The sequence below is a fragment of the Streptomyces beigongshangae genome (genome assembly GCF_019710745.1).
GTDB lineage: Bacteria > Actinomycetota > Actinomycetes > Streptomycetales > Streptomycetaceae > Streptomyces > Streptomyces beigongshangae.
The window spans coordinates 12,038-32,164 of the sequence record NZ_JAHKJW010000073.1; the positions used below are offsets into that span (position 1 = coordinate 12,038).

Consider the following 20,127-nt stretch of genomic DNA (forward strand, 5'->3'; position numbering starts at 1 on the left):
GAGACGGATGCGGAGGGCACCCTGCGGGAATCAGGCCGCATGGCCCCCGTCCACCGCGAACTCCGCCCCCGTCACGTACCCCGCCTCCTTCCTTGCCAGGTACGCCACCAGTCCGGCCACCTCCTCCCCCGTTCCGAACCGTCCCACCGCCGTCATCGCCACCTGCCCGGCCGCGTACGGCCCGTCCGCCGGGTTCATGTCCGTGTCGACCGGCCCGGGGTGGACGATGTTCACGGTGATCCCGCGCCCGCCCAGCTCCCGCGCGAGGGCCTTCGTCAGCCCGATGAGGGCCGATTTGCTGGTGGTGTACAGCGTGCCGCCGCCTTCCGGCGCGCGCTGTGTCACGCACGACCCGACGGTGATGATCCGCCCGCCGTGCCCCATCCGGGCGGCCGCCGCCCGGGAGGCGAGGAGGACACCGCGTACGTTCACCGCCAGGACCCGGTCGATGTCGGCCAGGGAGAAGCCGTCCAGCGGCCCGAGCAGTCCGACGCCCGCGTTGTTCACCAGCACGTCCAGGCCGCCGAACTCCTCCGCGGCGCGTTCCACGGCACCGGCCGCCTCCTGCGCGTCGGCGAGGTCCGCGCGCAGGGCGAGCGCCCGTCGCCCCAGCGCCCGGATCCGTTCCGCGACGTCGTCCGCCGCGTCCTTGTCCCGTACGTAGGTCAGGGCGACGTCCGAGCCCTCCCGGGCCAGTCGCAGGGCCGTCGCCGCACCGATCCCGCGGCTGCCGCCGGTCACCAGGGCCACCGTTGCGTCCATCGTCATGTGTGCCGTCGTCTGTGTGTGTGCCGTCGTGTGTGAGGTCATGTCCCCATCACAGCGGTCACGGCACCGGGACACCGGCGGCGAACGGACACCGAGCTCCCGGACGGACACCGAACTCCCCCGGAGTTCTCCCGAAGGTCCCCCGAGGGTTCTTCAGCGCGCCCCCTCCTGCGCCGTCCGGGGCTCCACGACGGCGTGCGGCGCCGTCCGCCCCTCCAGGAGACCCGCCCCCAGGGGCGTGAGGACGTGCCGCACGGTGTTGCGCACACGCAGGCTGTGGATCAGGCCCGCATCGCGCAGCACGCTCGCGTGTTCACTGGCCGACGCCTGTGAGATGCCCAGCCGCCGGGCTATCTCACGGCCGGTCGCGTGCTGCGTCCCGGCGATCGCGGCGAGGGTCGCGGCCCGGGTGCGGCCGAGAAGCCGGTCGAGGGCGTCGGCTCCCGTCACGGGGTTGCCGGGCTGCAGGGAACCGACGCCGCGGCTCGCCGGATACACCAGCACGGGTGGGAGGGACGGATCCCTCAGCGTGATGGGGCCGCCCCGGCAGAAGTAGGAGGGCACGAGCCGCAGTCCGCGCCCGTGGAGGTACATGTCCTGGTCGCGGGGATAGGGGAGCTGCAGGACCGGGGCGCGCCAGCGCACGGCGGGATGCAGACCGCGCAGTATCTGCTCGGCCCCTCCGGCCAGGAACGACCTGGTCCGCAGGGACAGGTCGGCGTCGACCGTCGCGGTGATCTGCGGCCAGTACGGGGACAGTGCCTGCCGGTGGTAGCGGCGCAGGGCGGTGCCCAGGCCCCGCCGTGCCGCGGGCCGCCCCGACGCGAGGGCGTCCGCCCACGACGGCAGCTTCTGCTGCCGGGCGAGTGCCTCCAGGTCTGCCCGCAGCCGGACGGCGGACGTGGACGCCACCGCCTCGGCGGACGCTTCGGGGTCCGTGGTGTCCGTGGTCCCTTCGGCCGGCGTCAGGAAGTCGGGGGAGTAGCCGCGCGGCGGAGCGAGGGTGAGCAGCGCCCGGGAGGAGGCGTCCACCGACGTCCGGACGCGCGTCCGCCAGGCCCGCAGGTCGGCGTCGGTGTCACGGCTGCCGAGGACGTGGAGACTGAGGAGGGCCTCCCACGCGGGATCCGGTCCCGTCGCCAGGCGGATCCTGCCCAGATCCTCCGCACTGAAGTGGATGCGCAGCATCAGCATGTCCCCCCGAACGGCTGCTACCTCGTGCTCCTCGCCTTACCCACCCTTCTCCAGGAACACACGACGCGGTGGCCATGGTTCCGCCCGGGCCCGACCTTCGGCGAGAACCGAAAGACCTCCCCCGTCCCACCAGGCCCGGCCTACTCTCAGGGCCGGGCGGCACGAGGGGACCGACCGGAACGGAAGCCGCCGAGTGCGTCGGCGATTCGGGACGGCACAGGCGTAAAAAGTCCGTCCCACGGCGGAAATAGATTTCGGAACACGGGCGATCGCGCCCCGGTATCGAATTCCCTGTGCGCCTCCTCGGTCATGGGGGGAAACCTTCGCGCGCACGGAACGACTCCGTCCCCGGAAATCCCGGCCTTCCTTCCGGTTATTCGTCGGGAGGGGACCTGCGGATCGCCGGAGACGGAATGGAATTACTTCAGCATTCGCCCCGCCAGACGGCCTTGGTGAACACCACGCCACTGGTGAAGTTCCATTTGTAGTCGTCCGGTCCGGGGTTGTAGTGCAGGCACTCCTCATAGGTGCCGCCGTTGTACGTCCAGGTGAGCTGAATATGATCCTCGCCCGGGAACTCCACGCCGTTGTTGAAGACGGATCTGCCGCTCACGCTGCCCGTCCAGTCGCCCTCGGACTTGACCAGCAGCTGCCCGGTCTGCCCCTCACCTGCGTAGATGCAGAAGAACCCCTTCCCGCACCCCGGAGGGTCGGGCTCCGCGGACGCGGTGGACGACGCGGCGAGCACGCCGGAGAACGCGACGGAAACAGCCAGGGCCGCCAATGAGCGCTTGCGCACGATTTTCCTCCTCTTTTTCTGTCGATACCTGGACACCGTAGCAACCACAACGGGAGGAAGGGAGTGTTCCGTTGAACGCTTTCATGCTCCGGACGAGATGCGCTTCCCATGGAACCAAGAGTTCCGGGGCATGTTTTCCGCCTTTGTGAAGGCGGAGGTCCGAACGGTTCCCGGTCGAAATTTCGGCACCACCTGCACCAGGCGCGGAAAAACGTTCCGAAGAAAGACTTGTAATCGCCCCAACTGTCCGTCCCGCTCTTGCTTCCGGTGGATATTCGGTCAGGGTGTGATCTCTTGGCCCGTTCGGCGTCCGATGGTTGCCGAACCCGTATCCACCAGGGGGAGAAATGCACCTCTCGTCGTCCTCGGCGTCACCAGACGCCTCCCGGCGACGGCGCGGACGCGCCCGGTCCGTACTGTCACTGACCTCACTGCTGGTCACGCTCACCCTGACGGCGGGCGTGGCACCCGCCGTCGCGGGACCGCAGGCCCGGCCCACCGACACCTCGGACTCGCACTGGGGCAGATCCGCGCCCGCGAAGATGCCGCCCGTACGCGACGGCGTCACCAGACCCCCGCGTACCGTTCCCTCGGCCGCCCCCGGCGCCGGCGAACGTGCCTGGCGGCAACGCGAGGAGAAGCGGCTGGACGGGCAGGAGCCGGCGCCTCCGCGGTCCGGCGGGGCGCGGATCGGGCGCTATGTGCCCGAGGGGCAGGGCGCGGTGCCCTGGCACCAGCTCAGCGACTTCCGCGTCACCGACGCCCTCGTGGGCCGGATCGACTACTCGACCGGCAACTTCATGCTGGCCGCCACCGACTTCGACATCGCCGGCGTCGGCCAGAGCCTCCAGCTCACCCGCACCTACAACTCCCTCGACGCCCCCTACGGGGAGGTGGACGACCAGTGGTGGCTGGGGTACGAGCGCAGGCTGGACCTGTCCTTCACCGACCAGGTCCTCCACCACGACGACACCGGTGCGACCGTCGAGTACGGCAGGAACGCCGACGGTACCTTCAGCACTCCGGCCGGGTACTCCAAGGACCTGCGCAAGAACGCGGACGGCACCTACACCCTCACCGACCGCTCCTCCGGCCTGGCCGACACCTACGACGCGGACGGACAGCTCACCAAGGTCGCCGACCGCAACAACGGCTCGGTCACCGTCACCGCCCACCAGGACTCCTCCGGTGCCCCCGCCGGATTCAAGCTGACCGAGACGCGCTCCGGCCGGTGGATCGACCTGACCCGCACCAGCGCCACGAAATGGCAGGCCAAGGACAGCAGCGGGCGCACCGCCGCGTACGAGGTGGACGCCGCCTCGGGCCGGCTGGTCCGCACGGTCGACACCGCGGGGAAGGCGACGGCGTTCGCCTACGACACCGACGGCCGGCTGGTGAAGCTGACCACGTCGGAGTCGAGGTCCACGGTGCTCACCTACGACGGCCAGGACCGGGTGACCTCGCTGCGCCGCTACTCCGAGACCGGCGGCGGCCCCGGCCCGACGTACACGTACGCCTACACCGGCGCCACCCACCACGACGCGGGCGTCACCAAGGTCACCGATCCGCTGGGGCACACCAGCGAGTACCACCACAACGCCGACGGGGAGGTCACCAAGACGGTCGACGGACTGAAGCACGAGAGGTCCAGGACCTACAAGGACCGCCTGGTGCAGACGGCCACCGACGCGATGGGCACCGGCAACGGCGGCCCCGGCGGCAACGTCACCACGTACGGCTGGGACACCCGCAACAACCCGACCTCCGCCAAGCTGCCCACCGGCGCCACGGCCACCGGCAGCTGGCAGACGATCGCCGGCGCCGACGTGCCCACCGGCGCCAACGGCCCCGACGGGGAGAAGACCGAGTTCACCTACGACACGGCCGGCAACACCAAGACCGTCGCCACCACCGGCACCGGCGGCGGCACGCGCAGCTTCACCCACAACGAGACCACGCCCACCTGCGGCGGCTTCCAGGGCCAGACCTGCTCGGCCACCGACGCCAACGGCAAGAAGACGTCCTTCCGCTACGACGGGCAGGGCAACCTCACCACGGCCACGCCGCCGGCTCCGCAGGGCCCGGCCGAGTACACCTACGACGCGCTCGGACGTACCAGGACCGCCACGGACGGGCGGGGCGTGAAGACCGTCTACACCTACGACGACCGCGACCGGATCACCAAGGTCACGGCCCCGCAGTCCACGGTGACCTACACCTACGACGACGACGGCAACCTCACGGCCCGCACCGACGCCACCGGTGTCCAGACCTACCGCTTCGACGCGCTGAGCCGGGAGACGATCCGCACCCTCCAGGACGGTTCGCAGACCGTGCTGGCGTACACCGCCGACGGCAACGTCGACACCTACACCGACCCCGGCGGTGTCACCGACTACGAGTGGGACGCCGCCAACCGGCTCAGCTGGCTGACCGGGCCCACGAAGAAGAAGACCACGTACGAGTACGACAACAACGACATACGGACCAGGATCACCTACCCGGGCGGCACCGTGCAGTCGGTGACCCTGGACAACTCCGGCCGCCCGAGCAACATCAAGCACATCGCGCCGTCCGGCCGCGTCACCGGTGACCTGTCGTACACCTACGCCTACACGGCGGGCACCGAGAGCCTGGACGGGACCAAGATCCGCTCGCGCACCGACAACCTGTCCCGGACCGGGACGACGTACCAGTACGACTCCGCCGGCCGGGTCTCCCTGGCCGAGGAGGTCGAGCAGTCGGGCCGCAAGTGGTCGTGGCAGTACTGCCACGACCCGGCCGGCAACCTGCTCTCCCAGGGCGCCGTCCCCGGCTGCCCCGGCACCACGGCCTACACCTACAACGACGCCTCCCAGCTGACCGCCCGCAACGGCATCACCACCAACTGGTCCTACGACAGGGCGGGCAACGAGACCGCGGCCGCCCCGACCGCCGAGGCGACACGCACCGCGGAGCAGTACACCGACTTCGGCCAGCTGAAGTCACTGACCGTCGCAGGCACCACGTACGCCGCCCAGTACGCCAGCACCGACAGCAGCGAGCGCACCCGCCTGGGCGGCACCGTCTTCCACAACGGGCCCCTGGGCCTGTCCGGGCAGACCACCGCCGGCAAGGACACCGAGTTCGTCCGCGAACCCGGCGGCACCCTCAACTCCCTGACCACCGGCGGGAAGGACTACTACTACCTCACCGACGCCCTCGGCTCGGTCACCGGCGTGGTGGACGAGAGCGGCAAGCAGGTGAACACCTACCGCTACACGCCCACCGGGACCAGCCGGCCCGGCACCACCGAGTCCGTGCCGCAGCCCTACCGGTTCACCGGCGGCTACCAGGACCCCACGGGCCTGTACCACTTCGGCGCCCGCTACTACGATCCGCAGATCGGCCGCTTCACCCAGCCCGACCCCTCGGGCCAGGAGAAGAACCCCTACCTGTACGCGGAGGGCGACCCGGTCAACCGGATCGACCCGAGCGGCACCTACTGGCTCGTCAACGCCTTCGACAAGTACTTCGACATGAAGTCGATCGCCGAGGGGGGCATGGCCGCCCAGGAAGGCAACGGCAGGAAGCTGTGGGGCGTCGTCGCAGGCGCCGCGGTGGGCTGGGCGGTCGACGCCTCGTGCACCACACTCGCCACGGCGGCGACCGGTGGCGTGGGTTTCTTCGCCGCAGCGGGCTGCCTCGCGCTCGGAGAAGTACTCGGCAGCCATGTGGAGGACAGCATCTCGGGCTGACCGTCCGCAGTCCCGCACCGAACGAGGAGAGAGCGCAATGATCACAGCCGAGACCTCGGGCCGATACGACTACCTGCCGGCCACCGGCTGGGTCATCGCCTTCATCGTCGTCTGCTTCGTCCTCGCCTTCCTCTTCAGGAAGCGAGGAGGCAAGTAGACCCGTGCGGAGCGTTGTGCCGGTGGTGCGCACCACCGGCACAACGGCTTCTCCGGTGCGGACGCCTCCGTGGAGCACGGGCGGGCGGACCGCCCGGCCCGGGATCACTTCAGGCTCTCCGCCGCCGCGAACAGCGCGAACGACAGCACCAGCAGCGCGACGTTCCCGTAGACCTCGTGGCCGTCGAGGAAGCCGAGCCGTCGCACGACGCCCCAGAGGCGGAACCAGCCGGTGAACTCGTGCATCAGACCGGCCCCGCCCTGCACGAGGGCGATCACACCGAGGAACTCCAGAACCTGCTTCACAGGAGGATGCTCGCCCCCGCGGAGCACCGTGTTCATCGGCCGCGGGGCGGGGACCGGGCGACGTGAGTCCCACGGTGGCGGGCGGGGCCGCGCCGAAAGTATGCGTGCCCCCGACTTCGGTGGACGATCGGGCGACCACGGCGGTGTGCACGGTCCCCGGCGCATAGATTTGTCGACCGTGAGCGATATCGCGCCGCCGCCGAACCCCGTGGATCCCGTGGACCCCGCGAACCCGCCGGTACGCCGGTGGTTCCTGCCGTCGGCCGTCACCTCGGAACTCGACCCGGACCACACCGGGCGGAAGGACCGCCCCCGGCGCACCGCGCGCGACTGGGCCGTCGACTTCGCCTGCTTCCTGCTCGCCGTCGGGGTGGGCCTGCTCGGCGCGGACGCGACGGACGGCGACCCGAACATCCCGTACGCCCTGGAGGCCCTCGACCAGTGGCTCGGCGCGTTCGCCTGCGCGGCCGTCTGGCTCCGGCGGCGCCTGCCGGTCGCCCTCGCCGTGGCGATGGTCCCGGTCTGCTTCCTCTCCAACACCGCGGGCGGCGCGGGGCTGGTCGCCCTGTTCTCGCTCGCCGTGCACCGCCCCTTCAGGTACGTCGCCTGGACGGGCGGCGCCCAGCTCGCGCTGCTCCCCCTCTTCTTCTGGTGGCGCCCCGACCCCGACCTTCCGTACCCCGTGGTGATCGGCCTCGCCGTGCTGCTGACCGTCGCGGTGGTCGGCTGGGGCATGCTCGCGCGGTCCAAGCGGCAGCTCATGCTGAGCCTGCGCGACCGCGCGCGGCGCGCCGAGACCGAGGCGGCGCTGCGGGCCGAGCAGGCCCAGCGGCTGGCCCGTGAGGCCATCGCACGCGAGATGCACGACGTCCTCGCCCACCGGCTGACCCTGCTCAGCGTGCACGCCGGCGCGCTGGAGATCCGGCCGGACGCCCCTCGGGCGGAGGTGGCGCGGGCCGCCGGGGTGATCCGCGAGAGCGCGCACGAGGCGCTGCAGGATCTGCGGGAGATCATCGGGGTGCTCCGGTCCGCGGGCGACGACGAGGAGCCCGGGCGGCCGCAGCCGACGCTCGCCGCGCTGGAGGGGCTGGTCTCCGAGAGCCGCGAGGCCGACATGAAGGTCACGCTCGACAACCGGGTCACCGACACGGCGGCCGTCCCCGCCGCCGTGGGCCGCACCGCGTACCGCATCGTCCAGGAGTGCCTGACCAACGCCCGCAAGCACGCGCCGGGCGCCGAGGTCACGGTCACGGTGTCCGGGGCGCCGGGTCCGGGCCTCACCGTCTCCGTACGCAATCCGCCGCCGCCCGGCGACGTCCCCCGTGTCCCGGGCTCGGGCCAGGGCCTCATCGGCCTCACCGAGCGGGCCGCGCTCGCGGGCGGACACCTGGCACACGGGCCCGGGGAGGACGGCGGCTTCCTCGTGCACGCGTGGCTGCCCTGGGGCCGATGACCCGGCGTTCCCGTACCGGATGTTCCCGGCGTCCGCGATGTTGCCGATGTCCCTGATGTTCCCGACGTCCCCGACGAGCCGGAGAAAAGAGGGCGGTCCGGTGGAGGCGCGTCGTTACGGTGGGCGCATGAATCCGATCCGTCTGCTCCTCGTCGACGACGACCCGCTGGTCAGAGCCGGCCTCTCCCTGATGCTGGGTGGCGCCGACGACCTGGAGATAGTGGGCGAGGCCGCCGACGGCGGCGAGGCCGAGGCACTCGTGGACCGCGCCCGTCCCGATGTCGTGCTCATGGACATCAGGATGCCGACGGTGGACGGACTGGCCGCCACGGAACGGCTCAGGGGCCGCAAGGACGCGCCCCAGGTCATCGTGCTCACCACGTTCCACGCCGACGACCAGGTGCTGCGGGCGCTGCGTGCGGGCGCCGCCGGTTTCGTCCTCAAGGACACCCCGCCCGCGGAGATCCTGCACGCCGTGCGGCGGGTCGCGGCGGGCGATCCCGTGCTGTCGCCCACCGTGACCCGGCAGCTGATGGCGCACGCCGCGGGCGCCGCGCCCGACACCCGGCGCACACGTGCCCGTGAGCGGGTGGCAGCGCTCAACGACCGCGAACGCGAGGTCGCCGTGGCGGTCGGCCGGGGACGCTCGAACGCCGAGATCGCGGCGGAGCTCTTCATGAGCGTGGCCACCGTCAAGGCACACGTCTCCCGCATCCTGGCCAAGCTCGACCTGAACAACCGCGTGCAGATCGCCCTGCTGACGTACGACGCGGACCTCCTGCCGGAGGGGGACCGCTGAACCGTGTCCTGCGGGCCGGTGGGGGCTGGTCGCGCAGTTCCCCGCGCCCCTGAAAGACGGGGCGGCGCCCCGGTCTTTCGCCCTTCAGGGGCGCGGGGAACTGCGCGACCCGGGGGCACCTCCCGGCAGGAGGCTGGGGGACCACGACGGCGCCGCAGCCGATGACGTACCTCCGCCACCCCTGCCACCCCCGTCACCCCCGCCCCCCGGCAGGGGTCAGTCCCGCCCGCCCGGGATCTCCCCCAGCGGAACAGCCCGCCGCTCGCGCCGTGACACCTCGCACGCCTCCGCGACACGCAGCGCCTGCAGCGCCTCGCGCCCGTCGCACGGGTTGGCCCGCTCACCCCGCACCACCTCCACGAACGCGTGCAGCTCGGCCTCGTACGCGGGCCCGAACCTTTCGAGGAACCCCGTCCACGGCTTGGTCGCGGCGGGCGGCCCCGCCGGTTCCGTGGAGGCGATCGGTGTGCGGTCGTCGAGCCCGGACCCGATCTGGTCCAGCTCCCCGGCCAGCTCCATGCGCACGTCGTAACCGGCGCCGTTCAGCCGGGTCGCCGTCGCCGTGGCGAGCGTGCCGTCGTCCAGGGAGAGGACGGCCGCCGCCGTGTCGATGTCACCGGCCTCGCGGAACATCGCGGGCCCGGCGTCCGACCCCATCGCGCAGACCTCGGTGACCTCGCGCCCGGTGACCCACCGCACCATGTCGAAGTCGTGCACGAGGGTGTCCCGGTACAGACCGCCGGAGAGCGGCAGATGCGCGGCCGGCGGCGGCGTGTGGTCCGACGTCATCGCGCGCACGGTGTGCAGCCGGCCCAGCCGTCCGGACCGCACCGCCTCGCGTGCGGCCGTGTAGCCGGAGTCGAAGCGCCGCTGGAAACCCATCTGCAGGATCGTTCCGGCCGCCTCGACCTCCGCGATCGCCCTGAGGGTGCCCGCCAGGTCCAGGGCGATGGGCTTCTCGCAGAACACGGGCAGCCCGGCCCGCGCCGCCCGCCCGATCAGCTCGCCGTGCGCCGAGGTGGCCGCGGTGATGACCACGGCGTCCACGCCCCAGGCGAAGATCTGGTCCACGCCGGGCGCCGCGGTGGCGCCCAGGCGGTCCGCGAGCCGGCGGGCCCGTGCGGGGTCCGCGTCCGTGACGATGAGGGAGCCGCCCACCTCGCGGTGGCGGCTGAGGGCGGTCGCGTGGAATGTACCGATACGACCCGTCCCGATGAGTCCGATGCGCATGGGACAAAGTTGAGGGCGAATCCTACACCCTGTCAACTCTTTGTCCGGACAATCGGACCTCACAACTTCCCGTCATCATGCACCGGAGCTACGCTCGGGCCCGTGCCCAAACCAGATGTCGACCCCACCGCGCCGCTCCAGCTCAGCGTCGACCGGAAAAGCCCGGTGCCGCTCTACTTCCAGCTGTCCCAGCAGCTCGAAGCGGCGATCGAGCGCGGCGCGCTGACCCCGGGCAGTCTGCTGGGCAACGAGATAGAGCTCGCCGGCCGCCTCGGCCTGTCCCGGCCCACGGTCCGCCAGGCCATCCAGTCACTGGTGGACAAAGGGCTCCTCGTACGCCGCCGGGGCGTCGGCACCCAGGTGGTGCACAGCCAGGTCAAACGCCCGCTGGAGCTCAGCAGCCTCTACGACGACCTGGAGGCGGCGGGGCAGCGGCCCGCCACCCGCGTCCTCGTCAACACCGTCGTCCCGGCGCCGGCCGAGGTCGCGGCCGCCCTGTCGGTGGCGGAGGGCAGTGAGGTGCACCGGGTGGAGCGGCTGCGCCTGGCCCACGGCGAGCCGATGGCGTACCTCTGCAACCACCTGCCCCCCGGCTTGCTCGACCTGGACGGCGCGCAGCTGGAGGCCACGGGCCTGTACCGGCTGATGCGTGTGGCGGGCATCACCCTGCACAGCGCCCGTCAGTCCGTGGGTGCCCGCGCGGCCACGGCGGCGGAGGCCGGGCGCCTCGACGAGTCCGCGGGCGCCCCGCTGCTCACCATGCAGCGCACCACCTTCGACGACACGGGACGCGCCGTCGAGTTCGGCTCCCACATCTACCGCGCCTCGCGCTACTCCTTCGAGTTCCAGCTGCTCGTACGCCCCTGAACGGGCACGACTCCCCAGGCCCTCGCCCCGCCCCGGACGGCTCGCGCACGCGTCCGTACGGCGGTGCCGACGACCCCGCTGTCCGGAATCTTTCATTCCGTATCCGATACTTGGTCGTTCCACCTATCACTGGGCGGATCAGCGTATGTATCGACAACAAGGTCGATAGCAAGTTCGGCAGCGAGAAGGGCACGGCCTCGTGGCACGGTTTCGGACCTGGGTCAGCATCGCGGTGGCAGGGGCGCTCGGCGCGTCCCTGGCCGGGTGCAGCAGCACCGGCGGCAAGCGCGCCGAGGACGCCCGCAAAGCGGCATCGGTCCAGGGGAGGGCCGCGGTGGACACGCCCCGCTGGACCGTCGCCATGATCACCCACTCGGGCGACGGCGACACCTTCTGGGACATCGTCCAGAACGGCGCCCGGCAGGCCGCCGACAAGGACAACATCAAGTTCCTCTACTCGCACGACGACGAGGGCCAGCAGCAGGCACAGCTGGTGGACGCCGCCGTGGACAAGGGCGTCGACGGGATCATCGTCACGCTCGCCAAGCCCGACGCCATGAGGAGCGCGGTCGCACGCGCGGTGAAGGCCGGCATCCCCGTCGTCACCGTGAACTCCGGCTCNGGAGCGCGGTCGCACGCGCGGTGAAGGCCGGCATCCCCGTCGTCACCGTGAACTCCGGCTCCGAGGAGTCCAGGGCGTTCGGCGCGCTCACCCACATCGGCCAGGACGAGACGATCGCCGGCGAGGCCGTCGGGGACGAGCTGAACGGGCGCGGCCGGAAGAAGGCCCTCTGCGTCCTGCACGAACAGGGCAACGTCGGCCACGAGCAGCGCTGCGCGGGCGTGAGGAAGACCTTCGACGGCACCGTGCAGAACCTGTACGTCGAGGGCACCGACATGTCGGCCGTCCAGTCCTCCGTCGGCGCCAAGCTCCAGGCCGACCCGTCCGTCGACGCCGTCGTCACGCTCGGCGCGCCCTACGCGGACACCGCGGTCAAGGCCAGGGAGGACGCGGGCGGCGAGGCCGAGATCGCCACCTTCGACCTGAACGCCAAGGTCGCCGCAGGGCTGGAGGACGGCACCCTCGGATTCGCCGTCGACCAGCAGCCGTACCTCCAGGGGTACGAGGCCGTGGACCTGCTCTGGCTGTACAGGTACAACGCCGACACGCTCGGCGGTGGCCGGCCCGTCCTCACCGGGCCGCAGATCATCACCAGGGACCAGGCCGCCGAGCTGAAGGGTTACGCGGAGCGGGGCACCCGATGACGGCCACGGCCCCCTCCGCGGACGAGCGGCTGACGAGGACCTCGCCGCTGCGCAGGCTGCTCGGCCGCCCCGAGCTCGGCTCGGTGGTCGGCGCACTCGCCGTCTTCCTCTTCTTCGCGCTGGTCGCGGACGGTTTCGTCCGGGCGGCCGGTCTGAGCACCGTGCTGTACGCGGCCTCCACCATCGGCATCATGGCGGTGCCCGTCGCGCTGCTGATGATCGGCGGCGAGTTCGACCTGTCCGCGGGCGTCATGGTGACGTCGTCCGCGCTGATCTCGTCGATGGTCAGCTACCAGCTCACCGCGAACGTCTGGGTGGGCGTCGGGGTCTCGCTCCTGGCCACCCTCGCGCTCGGCTTCTTCAACGGCTACGTGCTGACCCGCACCGGGCTGCCCAGCTTCATCATCACGCTCGGCACCTTCCTGATGCTGACCGGGCTGAACCTCGGCTTCACCAAGCTGATCAGCGGCACCGTCTCCACGAAGACGATTGCCGACATGGAGGGCTTCTCCTCCGCGAAGGCGCTCTTCGCGTCCGTCCTCACCGTCGGCGGCGTCGACTTCAAGGTCACCATCCTGTGGTGGCTGGGCCTGGTGGCCCTCGCCTCCTGGATCCTGCTGCGCACCCGCGCCGGCAACTGGATCTTCGCCGTCGGCGGCGGGAAGGAAGCGGCCCGCGCGGTCGGCGTCCCCGTCGACGCGACGAGGATCGGCCTCTACACGGGGGTCGCCCTCGCCGCCTGGATCGCCGGGCAGCACCTGCTCTTCTCCTTCGACGCCGTGCAGTCGGGAGAGGGCGTCGGCAAGGAGCTGACGTACATCATCGCGGCCGTCATCGGCGGCTGCCTGATCACCGGAGGCTACGGCTCCGCCATCGGCTCGGCAGTCGGCGCGCTGATCTTCGGCATGACCGACAAGGGCATCGTGTTCGCCGAGTGGAACCCCGACTGGTTCAAGTTCTTCCTGGGAGCGATGCTGCTCCTCGCGACCCTGCTGAACGCCTGGGTCCGCAAGCGCGCGGAGGCCACGACATGACGCAGCCCGCCCGGAACACCGGGCGCACCCCTCTGGTGGAACTGGACGACGTCAGCAAGCACTACGGCGGTGTCCGCGCCCTGGAGGGCGTCTCCCTGGAGGTCCACGCGGGGGAGATCACCTGCGTCCTCGGCGACAACGGCGCCGGCAAGTCCACCCTCATCAAGATCATCGCCGGACTGCACCGGCACGACACGGGAACCTTCCGCATCGAGGGCGAGGACATCCGGCCCGCGTCCCCGCGAGAGGCCCTGGACCGCGGTGTCGCCACCGTCTACCAGGACCTCGCCGTCGTCCCCCTGATGCCGGTCTGGCGGAACTTCTTCCTCGGCTCCGAGCCCCGCAAGGGCTCCGGCCCCTTCAAACGCCTGGACGTCGGCCTCATGCGCCGCACGACCCGTGCGGAGCTGCTGCGCATGGGCATCGACCTGCGCGACGTCGACCAGCCCATCGGCACCCTCTCGGGCGGTGAGCGCCAGTGCGTGGCCATCGCCCGCGCGGTCCACTTCGGCGCGAAGGTCCTCGTCCTCGACGAGCCCACCGCTGCCCTGGGCGTGAAGCAGTCCGGAGTGGTCCTGAAGTACGTGGCCGCCGCACGGGACGCGGGCCTGGGCGTCGTCCTGATCACCCACAACCCCCACCACGCGTACCTGGTCGGCAACCGCTTCGTCCTCCTCAAACGCGGCCGGACGATCGGCAGCCACACCAGGGAGGAGATCACCCTGGACGAACTGACCCGCCAGATGGCGGGCGGCTCGGAACTGGACGACCTCCGCCACGAACTGGAGGGTGAAGGACTCTAGGGCGCCCCTCCAGGGGCGCGGGGAACCGCGCGACCGGCCACGGCGTTCCCGCGGACGACGGAGGACCGGCAGCGCCCCGGGGCAGCCCGAACGCAGCGGAGGACGCCGCCGTGCGGCCAAACCCCCGCGTGGGGCAGAATCGGCGCGATGAGCACCTACCGCGATCTCGCCCTGCCCAGGGCACTCGGCTCCGCCAGAGCCGCGGGCGCCCCCATCGGCTCCCGCAGTGCCACCGTCCTGCGCACCGTGGGCACGCGTGAGCGCCGTTCCCACCTGACGGCGCCACGCGTCCCCACCGTCGGCATCGACATCGGCGGTACGAAAGTGATGGCGGGCGTCGTCGACGCGGACGGCAACATCCTGGAGAAGGTCCGTACCGAGACCCCCGACAAGTCCAAGAGCCCCAAGGTCGTCGAGGACACCATCGTCGAACTGGTGCTGGACCTCTCCGACCGGCACGACGTGCACGCGGTCGGCATCGGCGCGGCCGGCTGGGTGGACGCGGACCGCAACCGCATCCTGTTCGCCCCCCACCTCTCCTGGCGCAACGAGCCCCTGCGGGACCGCATCGCCGGGCGCCTCGCCGTCCCCGTCCTGGTCGACAACGACGCCAACACGGCCGCCTGGGCGGAGTGGCGCTTCGGCGCGGGCCGCGGCGAGGACCACCTCGTCATGATCACCCTCGGCACCGGCATCGGCGGCGCGATCCTGGAGGACGGGCAGGTCAAGCGCGGCAAGTTCGGCGTGGCCGGTGAGTTCGGCCATATGCAGGTGGTACCCGGCGGCCACCGCTGCCCGTGCGGCAACCGCGGCTGCTGGGAGCAGTACAGCTCCGGCAACGCACTGGTGCGCGAGGCCCGTGAACTCGCCGCGGCCGACTCCCCGGTGGCCTACGGGATCATCGAGCACGTCAAGGGCAACATCGCCGAGATCACCGGCCCGATGATCACCGAGCTGGCCCGTGAGGGCGACGCGACGTGCATCGAACTGCTCCAGGACATCGGCCAGTGGCTCGGTGTCGGCATCGCCAACCTCGCGGCCGCCCTCGACCCCTCCTGCTTCGTCGTCGGCGGGGGCGTCAGCGCCGCCGACGACCTGCTGATCGGCCCCGCGCGCGACGCCTTCCGCCGGCAGCTCACCGGCCGCGGCTACCGTCCCGAGGCCCGCATCGCCCGCGCCCAGCTCGGTCCCGAGGCGGGCATGGTCGGCGCCGCGGACCTCGCCCGGCTGGTCGCCCGCCGCTTCCGGCGCGCCAACCGCCGCCGGGTCGAGCGGTACGAGCGCTACGAGCGGTTCGTCGAGTCGCGCCGCGAGACGCAGGAGACGCTGTGACCGCCGCACTTCCCCACCAGGCCCCGTCCCCGGAGGAGGAGCCGCCACCGTCCGAGAACCGGGGGCACAGGATCCGCCGGCGCGCCCTGACCCTGCTGATCATCGTGCTGCTCATCGGCGTCCCGGCCGGTTACCTGGTCATCTCCGCCAACCAGAGCCGCGACAGCGGCAAGGACAAGGAGGAGAAGTACTCGGCGACCGGGCTCACCGCGGCCTGGCCCTCCCGGGTCCAGCGCCGCCTCTACAAGGTGCCCATCCCGGGTTACTCCGCCGAGGTCGCGTACTACGAGACGAACAACTGGAAGACCAGCCGCCTCTACGTCCAGTTCCGCACCAGCGACGAGGCCCTGGAGAAGTTCCTCAGGGTGATCGGCACCAGTGTCGACGCCCTGGAGGAGGACGACATCGCCATCGGCGCCCGCGACCAGCGGGTCGTCGGCTGGGAGTTCACCGGGCCCGGCCCCTGGTCGGGACTCAGCAACGAGCGGGAGAACCCGACGCCCACGCACCATGTCGTCGTGAACCGGTCGCAGCCCGGCCACCCCATGGTCTACGTGGTCTCCAGAACGACGCCCTGACCGCACCGCCGCCACCGCCGTCGCAGCCGGGCCGCGTTGTCGTACCCGGCCCGTAGAGTCGAGGACGGGTGACCGGGCGAGTGGCCGAGTGACCCGTCCGGGGCGAGGAAGGAGGTGGCCGGGGGCATGAACGCGGGGGAGACGACCGACGGACGGGCGACCGGCGGGTGGGCGACCGCGGGGCCGACGACTGCGGCATCGACGACTGCGGCATCGACGACTGCGGCGCCGGCGACCGAGGGAGGGACACCCGCGGGAAAGACGCGTGCCGGTTCCGGCTCCGGTTCCGACGCCCGGCCCGAGGCCGAGGTGTCCGTCCGGCTGGCCGCCGTGTTCCTTCCCGCCGCGCTGCCCCGCGACGGACGGATCGCCTTCTGGGACCCGGACGGCGGCACCCCCGTCCCCGGCCCGGCCACCGAACTCACCGTCGTCCGGCCGCACGGCGCGGGGGTGCGCAGGCAGTCGGTGCCCGCGCTGACCCTGCCGCTCCCCGGCGCCCTGCCGCTGCTCGTGCGGGCCAGGAGGGACCCCGCCGCGCATCCCGCCACAGCCTGCTGGGGCGCGGCCGCCCTGCACGCACTGCGGCTCGTCGCGCGCGGCCGGCTGCTGCCCGGCCTGACGCCCGAGGGGTACGACGCCTGGCGCGCCGGCCCCCTGGACCCGGACGACATCGCCCACCTGCGAGCGGTCGCGGCGGCCCTTCCGTACGAGGGACACGCCGTCCCCCTGCCGGGCCGCGGCCCCCTCCGGCTGCCCGATCCGGAGGCGCTGACCCGTGCCTTCCTGGACGCGGTCGCCGACGCCCTGCCCCGCACCCCGGCCGCTCCGTACGCCGCCGGGAAACCCTTCGCCGCGAGCGCCCCCCAGCGGCTGCCGGATGCCCGGGACTGGGCGGCGGAGGTCGCCGCGGGCATGGACGCGGGGGTCAGGATCTCCCTGCGGCTGGACCTCTCCGCGTACCAGCTCTTCGACAGCAGCGAGGACGCGCGCCGGGCGGGCGCGGCCGTCGTCCAGGTGCACAGCCTCGCCGACCCCACCCTCGTCGTCGACGCGGCGGCCCTGTGGGCGGGCACCGCGGACGCCGCCTTCGGCCCGCGCGCCCGCGTCGACGCCGCCCTGGCGGTGCGCCGCGCGGCCCGCGTCTGGCCGCCCCTGGACCGGCTGTCCGCGCAGGACGTACCGGACGTACTGGCCCTGTCCGAGGACGAGCTCTCCGACCTGCTCGGTGTCGCCGCGACCCGCCTCGGCGCGGCCGGGGTCGCCGTGCACTGGCCCCGGGACCTCGCCCAGGACCTGAGTGCGGCCGCGGTCGTCCGCCCGGCCCCGGGCTCGGCCACGGACGGCACGGGCTTCTTCGAGAGCGGCGAACTGCTCCAGTTCCGCTGGCAGCTGGCCCTGGGCGGCGATCCGCTCAGCGAGGCGGAGATGGACGCCCTCGCGGAGGCGCACCGTCCCGTCGTCCGCCTCCGGGACCAGTGGGTGCTCGTCGACCCCGCCCTCGTCCGCAAGGCCCGCAAGCGCGAACTGGGACTGCTCGACCCGGTCGACGCCCTCTCCGCCGCGCTCAGCGGCAGCGTGGAGGTCGACGGGGAGACCGTCGAGGCCGTGCCGGTCGGTGCGCTGGCCGTGCTGCGCGACCGCCTGACGGCCGGGCTGCGCCCCGCCGAACCGCCGCCCGGCCTGGTGGCGACCCTCCGGGACTACCAGCTGCGCGGACTGGCCTGGCTCGACCTCATGACCTCGCTCGGCCTCGGCGGCTGCCTCGCCGACGACATGGGCCTCGGCAAGACCGTCACCGTCATCGCCCTCCATCTGAAGCGGGCGCGCACCGAGCCGACCCTGGTGGTCTGCCCCGCCTCGCTGCTGGGCAACTGGCAGCGGGAGATCGAGCGGTTCGCCCCCGGCGTGCCGGTGCGCCGCTTCCACGGCCCGGACCGCTCCCTGGCCGCCCTGGCCGGCGGCTTCGTCCTGACCACGTACGGGACGATGCGGTCGACGGCACCGCTGCTCGCCCGGCAGTCGTGGGGCATGGTCGTCGCGGACGAGGCGCAGCACGTCAAGAACCCGTACTCGGCGACGGCCAAGGCCTTGCGCACGATCACCGCCCCGGCCAGGATCGCCCTGAGCGGTACGCCGGTGGAGAACAACCTCTCCGAACTCTGGGCCCTGCTCGACTGGACGACACCGGGACTCCTCGGCCCCCTCAAGTCCTTCCGCGCCCGGCACGCGCGCGCGGTGGAGAACGCCGAGCACGGCGAGAGCGCGGAGGCCGCGGCCCGCCTCGCCCGGCTGATCCGCCCCTTCCTCCTGAGGCGCAAGAAGTCCGATCCGGGCATCGTCCCCGAACTGCCCCCCAAGACGGAGACGGACCACCCCGTCCCCCTCAGCCGCGAACAGGCATCCCTGTACGAGGCCGTGGTCCGCGAGTCGATGCTGGCCATCGGGTCCACGGAGGGCATCGCCAGACGGGGCCTCGTCCTCAAACTCCTGACCTCGCTCAAGCAGATCTGCGACCATCCCGCGCTGTACCTGAAGGAGGAGCCGGACGGGCACCCCGGCGGTTCGGGGACCGCCCGCCAGGCCGCCCGCTCCGGAAAACTGGCCCTGCTCGACGAGCTGCTGGACACGCTGCTCGCCGAGGACGGCTCCGCCCTCGTCTTCACCCAGTACGTGAGGATGGCCCGGCTGCTCACCAGCCACCTCACGGCCCGCGCGGTCCCCGTCGAACTCCTTCACGGTGGCACACCCGTCCCGGAGCGCGAACACATGGTGGACCGGTTCCAGAGCGGGGCGACCCCCGTCCTGATCCTCTCGTTGAAGGCGGCGGGCACGGGCCTCAACCTCACGCGCGCGGGGCACGTCATCCACTTCGACCGCTGGTGGAACCCCGCGGTCGAGGAGCAGGCCACCGACCGCGCCTACCGCATAGGCCAGACCCAGCCCGTCCAGGTCCACCGCCTCATCACCGAGGGCACGGTGGAGGACCGCATCGCCGACATGCTCGCCTCCAAGCGGGCCCTGGCGGACGCGATCCTCGGCTCGGGCGAGGCGTCCCTGACGGAGCTGACGGACCGCGACCTCTCCGACCTGGTGTCCCTGAGGAGGTCCCCATGATGTCTCCGACGGGCCGGCGGGATGAAGCGGGCGAGACGGACGGGACATACGGGACGTACGGGACGTACGGGGTGGAAGAGGTGGACGGAGCGGCGGCGGGCGTGGTCGCGCCGGGGGAACGGGAGCGGGACGGAACCCGCACGGCCGGCCGTTCCGTGCCGTCCGGCGAGGGCGGCCGGACGGCGGAGGAATCCCGCCCGGCCGGGGGGATGCGACCCGCCGATGCCGCCCGGCGGGCCCTGCGGGAGGCCCGGCGCGGTGACGCGGGCACCCCGGGCGCAGAAGCGCCGGGTTCGGGCGCGGACCCGGCCGGGGCCCGCTCCACCCGGCCGGACGCACGTCCGGCGCGCGGCGCCCGGCCGGGTGACGTCGCGCGTGAGGCACTGCGGCGCGCTGCGGGCCGTACCGGCGGAGCGGCCGGGGAGGCCGGGGAGGCCGAGGACGTGCAGGGCCCTCATGACTCCGAAGGCGCCGGGGAGCCGGATGCGAAGGCTTCGGAGCCGGAGTCCGGCTCGACGGTGCCTCAGCCGGCCCGGCGGACCGGTCCGGACTCCGGGCGGTCCGCGGTCGGCCGCTCCGCCGGTGCCTCCGAGGCGCCGGTGGGCGCCCGGCCCGCTGCCGCCGGAACCGCGCGTCCCGGCGACGTGGCCCGCGAGGCGTTGCGCGCCGCACGCGTCCGGGCGGAGCGGGA

The 20,127-nt window shown here is 72.4% G+C and carries 14 protein-coding genes and 2 pseudogenes; 11 read left to right on the forward strand and 5 right to left on the reverse strand.

Annotated elements, in window-relative coordinates; translation table 11 throughout:
- Positions 1 to 30: 30 nt before the first annotated feature.
- The 3 genes from KM933_RS34215 to KM933_RS34225 all read right to left on the reverse strand — a co-directional run bounded on the left by KM933_RS34215 (position 31) and on the right by KM933_RS34225 (position 2,761).
- A complete protein-coding gene (locus KM933_RS34215; RefSeq protein ID WP_221359919.1) occupies positions 31 to 762 on the reverse strand; it encodes an SDR family oxidoreductase in 732 nt (243 codons plus the stop codon).
- A 159-nt stretch (positions 763 to 921) separates the two neighbouring features.
- Positions 922 to 1,956: an ArsR/SmtB family transcription factor gene (locus KM933_RS34220; protein ID WP_221359880.1), complete on the reverse strand. Its 1,035-nt coding sequence runs from the start codon at positions 1,954 to 1,956 to the stop codon at positions 922 to 924.
- A gap of 430 nt (positions 1,957 to 2,386) precedes the next feature.
- The gene (locus KM933_RS34225; RefSeq protein WP_221359882.1) at positions 2,387 to 2,761 is read right to left on the reverse strand and encodes a hypothetical protein; all 375 of its coding nucleotides are present in this window, start codon (positions 2,759 to 2,761) and stop codon (positions 2,387 to 2,389) included.
- A 542-nt stretch (positions 2,762 to 3,303) separates the two neighbouring features.
- Here KM933_RS34225 and KM933_RS34230 point away from each other — a divergent pair.
- Positions 3,304 to 6,498: an RHS repeat-associated core domain-containing protein gene (locus KM933_RS34230; protein WP_221359922.1), complete on the forward strand. Its 3,195-nt coding sequence runs from the start codon at positions 3,304 to 3,306 to the stop codon at positions 6,496 to 6,498.
- Positions 6,499 to 6,759: 261 nt separating this feature from the next.
- Here KM933_RS34230 and KM933_RS34235 read toward each other — a convergent pair whose 3' ends face one another.
- Complete coding sequence (locus KM933_RS34235; RefSeq protein ID WP_221359892.1) at positions 6,760 to 6,960, reverse strand: hypothetical protein; 201 nt, start codon at positions 6,958 to 6,960, stop codon at positions 6,760 to 6,762.
- 169 nt (positions 6,961 to 7,129) lie between these two features.
- On the opposite strand from KM933_RS34235, the gene KM933_RS34240 reads away from it, so the two are divergent.
- Both KM933_RS34240 and KM933_RS34245 read left to right on the forward strand, forming a co-directional pair.
- Positions 7,130 to 8,413: a sensor histidine kinase gene (locus KM933_RS34240; protein WP_430727406.1), complete on the forward strand. Its 1,284-nt coding sequence runs from the start codon at positions 7,130 to 7,132 to the stop codon at positions 8,411 to 8,413.
- A gap of 127 nt (positions 8,414 to 8,540) precedes the next feature.
- A complete protein-coding gene (locus KM933_RS34245; RefSeq protein ID WP_221359896.1) occupies positions 8,541 to 9,212 on the forward strand; it encodes a response regulator in 672 nt (223 codons plus the stop codon).
- Positions 9,213 to 9,428: 216 nt separating this feature from the next.
- Here KM933_RS34245 and KM933_RS34250 read toward each other — a convergent pair whose 3' ends face one another.
- Entirely contained in the window at positions 9,429 to 10,442 is a 1,014-nt protein-coding gene (locus KM933_RS34250) for a Gfo/Idh/MocA family protein (protein WP_221359898.1), read from the reverse strand.
- A gap of 102 nt (positions 10,443 to 10,544) precedes the next feature.
- Here KM933_RS34250 and KM933_RS34255 point away from each other — a divergent pair, with 102 nt between their 5' ends.
- From KM933_RS34255 to KM933_RS34290, 8 genes and pseudogenes are all read left to right on the forward strand, one after another.
- Positions 10,545 to 11,309 (forward strand): GntR family transcriptional regulator, encoded by a 765-nt coding sequence (locus KM933_RS34255; RefSeq protein ID WP_221359900.1) that lies wholly within the window; start codon positions 10,545 to 10,547, stop codon positions 11,307 to 11,309.
- A 199-nt stretch (positions 11,310 to 11,508) separates the two neighbouring features.
- Positions 11,509 to 12,575 (forward strand): annotated as a pseudogene (locus KM933_RS34260) (sugar ABC transporter substrate-binding protein).
- Entirely contained in the window at positions 12,572 to 13,609 is a 1,038-nt protein-coding gene (locus KM933_RS34265; RefSeq protein ID WP_221359902.1) for an ABC transporter permease, read from the forward strand. The pseudogene KM933_RS34260 and the gene KM933_RS34265 overlap by 4 nt, the downstream one beginning before the upstream one ends.
- The gene (locus tag KM933_RS34270; protein ID WP_221359904.1) at positions 13,606 to 14,412 is read left to right on the forward strand and encodes an ATP-binding cassette domain-containing protein; all 807 of its coding nucleotides are present in this window, start codon (positions 13,606 to 13,608) and stop codon (positions 14,410 to 14,412) included. Before KM933_RS34265 ends, KM933_RS34270 begins: the two co-directional genes overlap by 4 nt.
- Before the next feature lie 147 nt (positions 14,413 to 14,559).
- Positions 14,560 to 15,744 (forward strand): ROK family glucokinase, encoded by a 1,185-nt coding sequence (locus KM933_RS34275; RefSeq protein ID WP_221359906.1) that lies wholly within the window; start codon positions 14,560 to 14,562, stop codon positions 15,742 to 15,744.
- Positions 15,741 to 16,322: a sugar kinase gene (locus KM933_RS34280; RefSeq protein WP_221359908.1), complete on the forward strand. Its 582-nt coding sequence runs from the start codon at positions 15,741 to 15,743 to the stop codon at positions 16,320 to 16,322. The genes KM933_RS34275 and KM933_RS34280 overlap by 4 nt, the downstream gene beginning before the upstream one ends.
- Before the next feature lie 126 nt (positions 16,323 to 16,448).
- The gene (locus KM933_RS34285) at positions 16,449 to 19,436 is read left to right on the forward strand and encodes a DEAD/DEAH box helicase (protein WP_260334577.1); all 2,988 of its coding nucleotides are present in this window, start codon (positions 16,449 to 16,451) and stop codon (positions 19,434 to 19,436) included.
- Positions 19,433 to 20,127 (forward strand): annotated as a pseudogene (locus KM933_RS34290) (hypothetical protein); the annotation flags it as partial. The gene KM933_RS34285 and the pseudogene KM933_RS34290, both read left to right, overlap by 4 nt.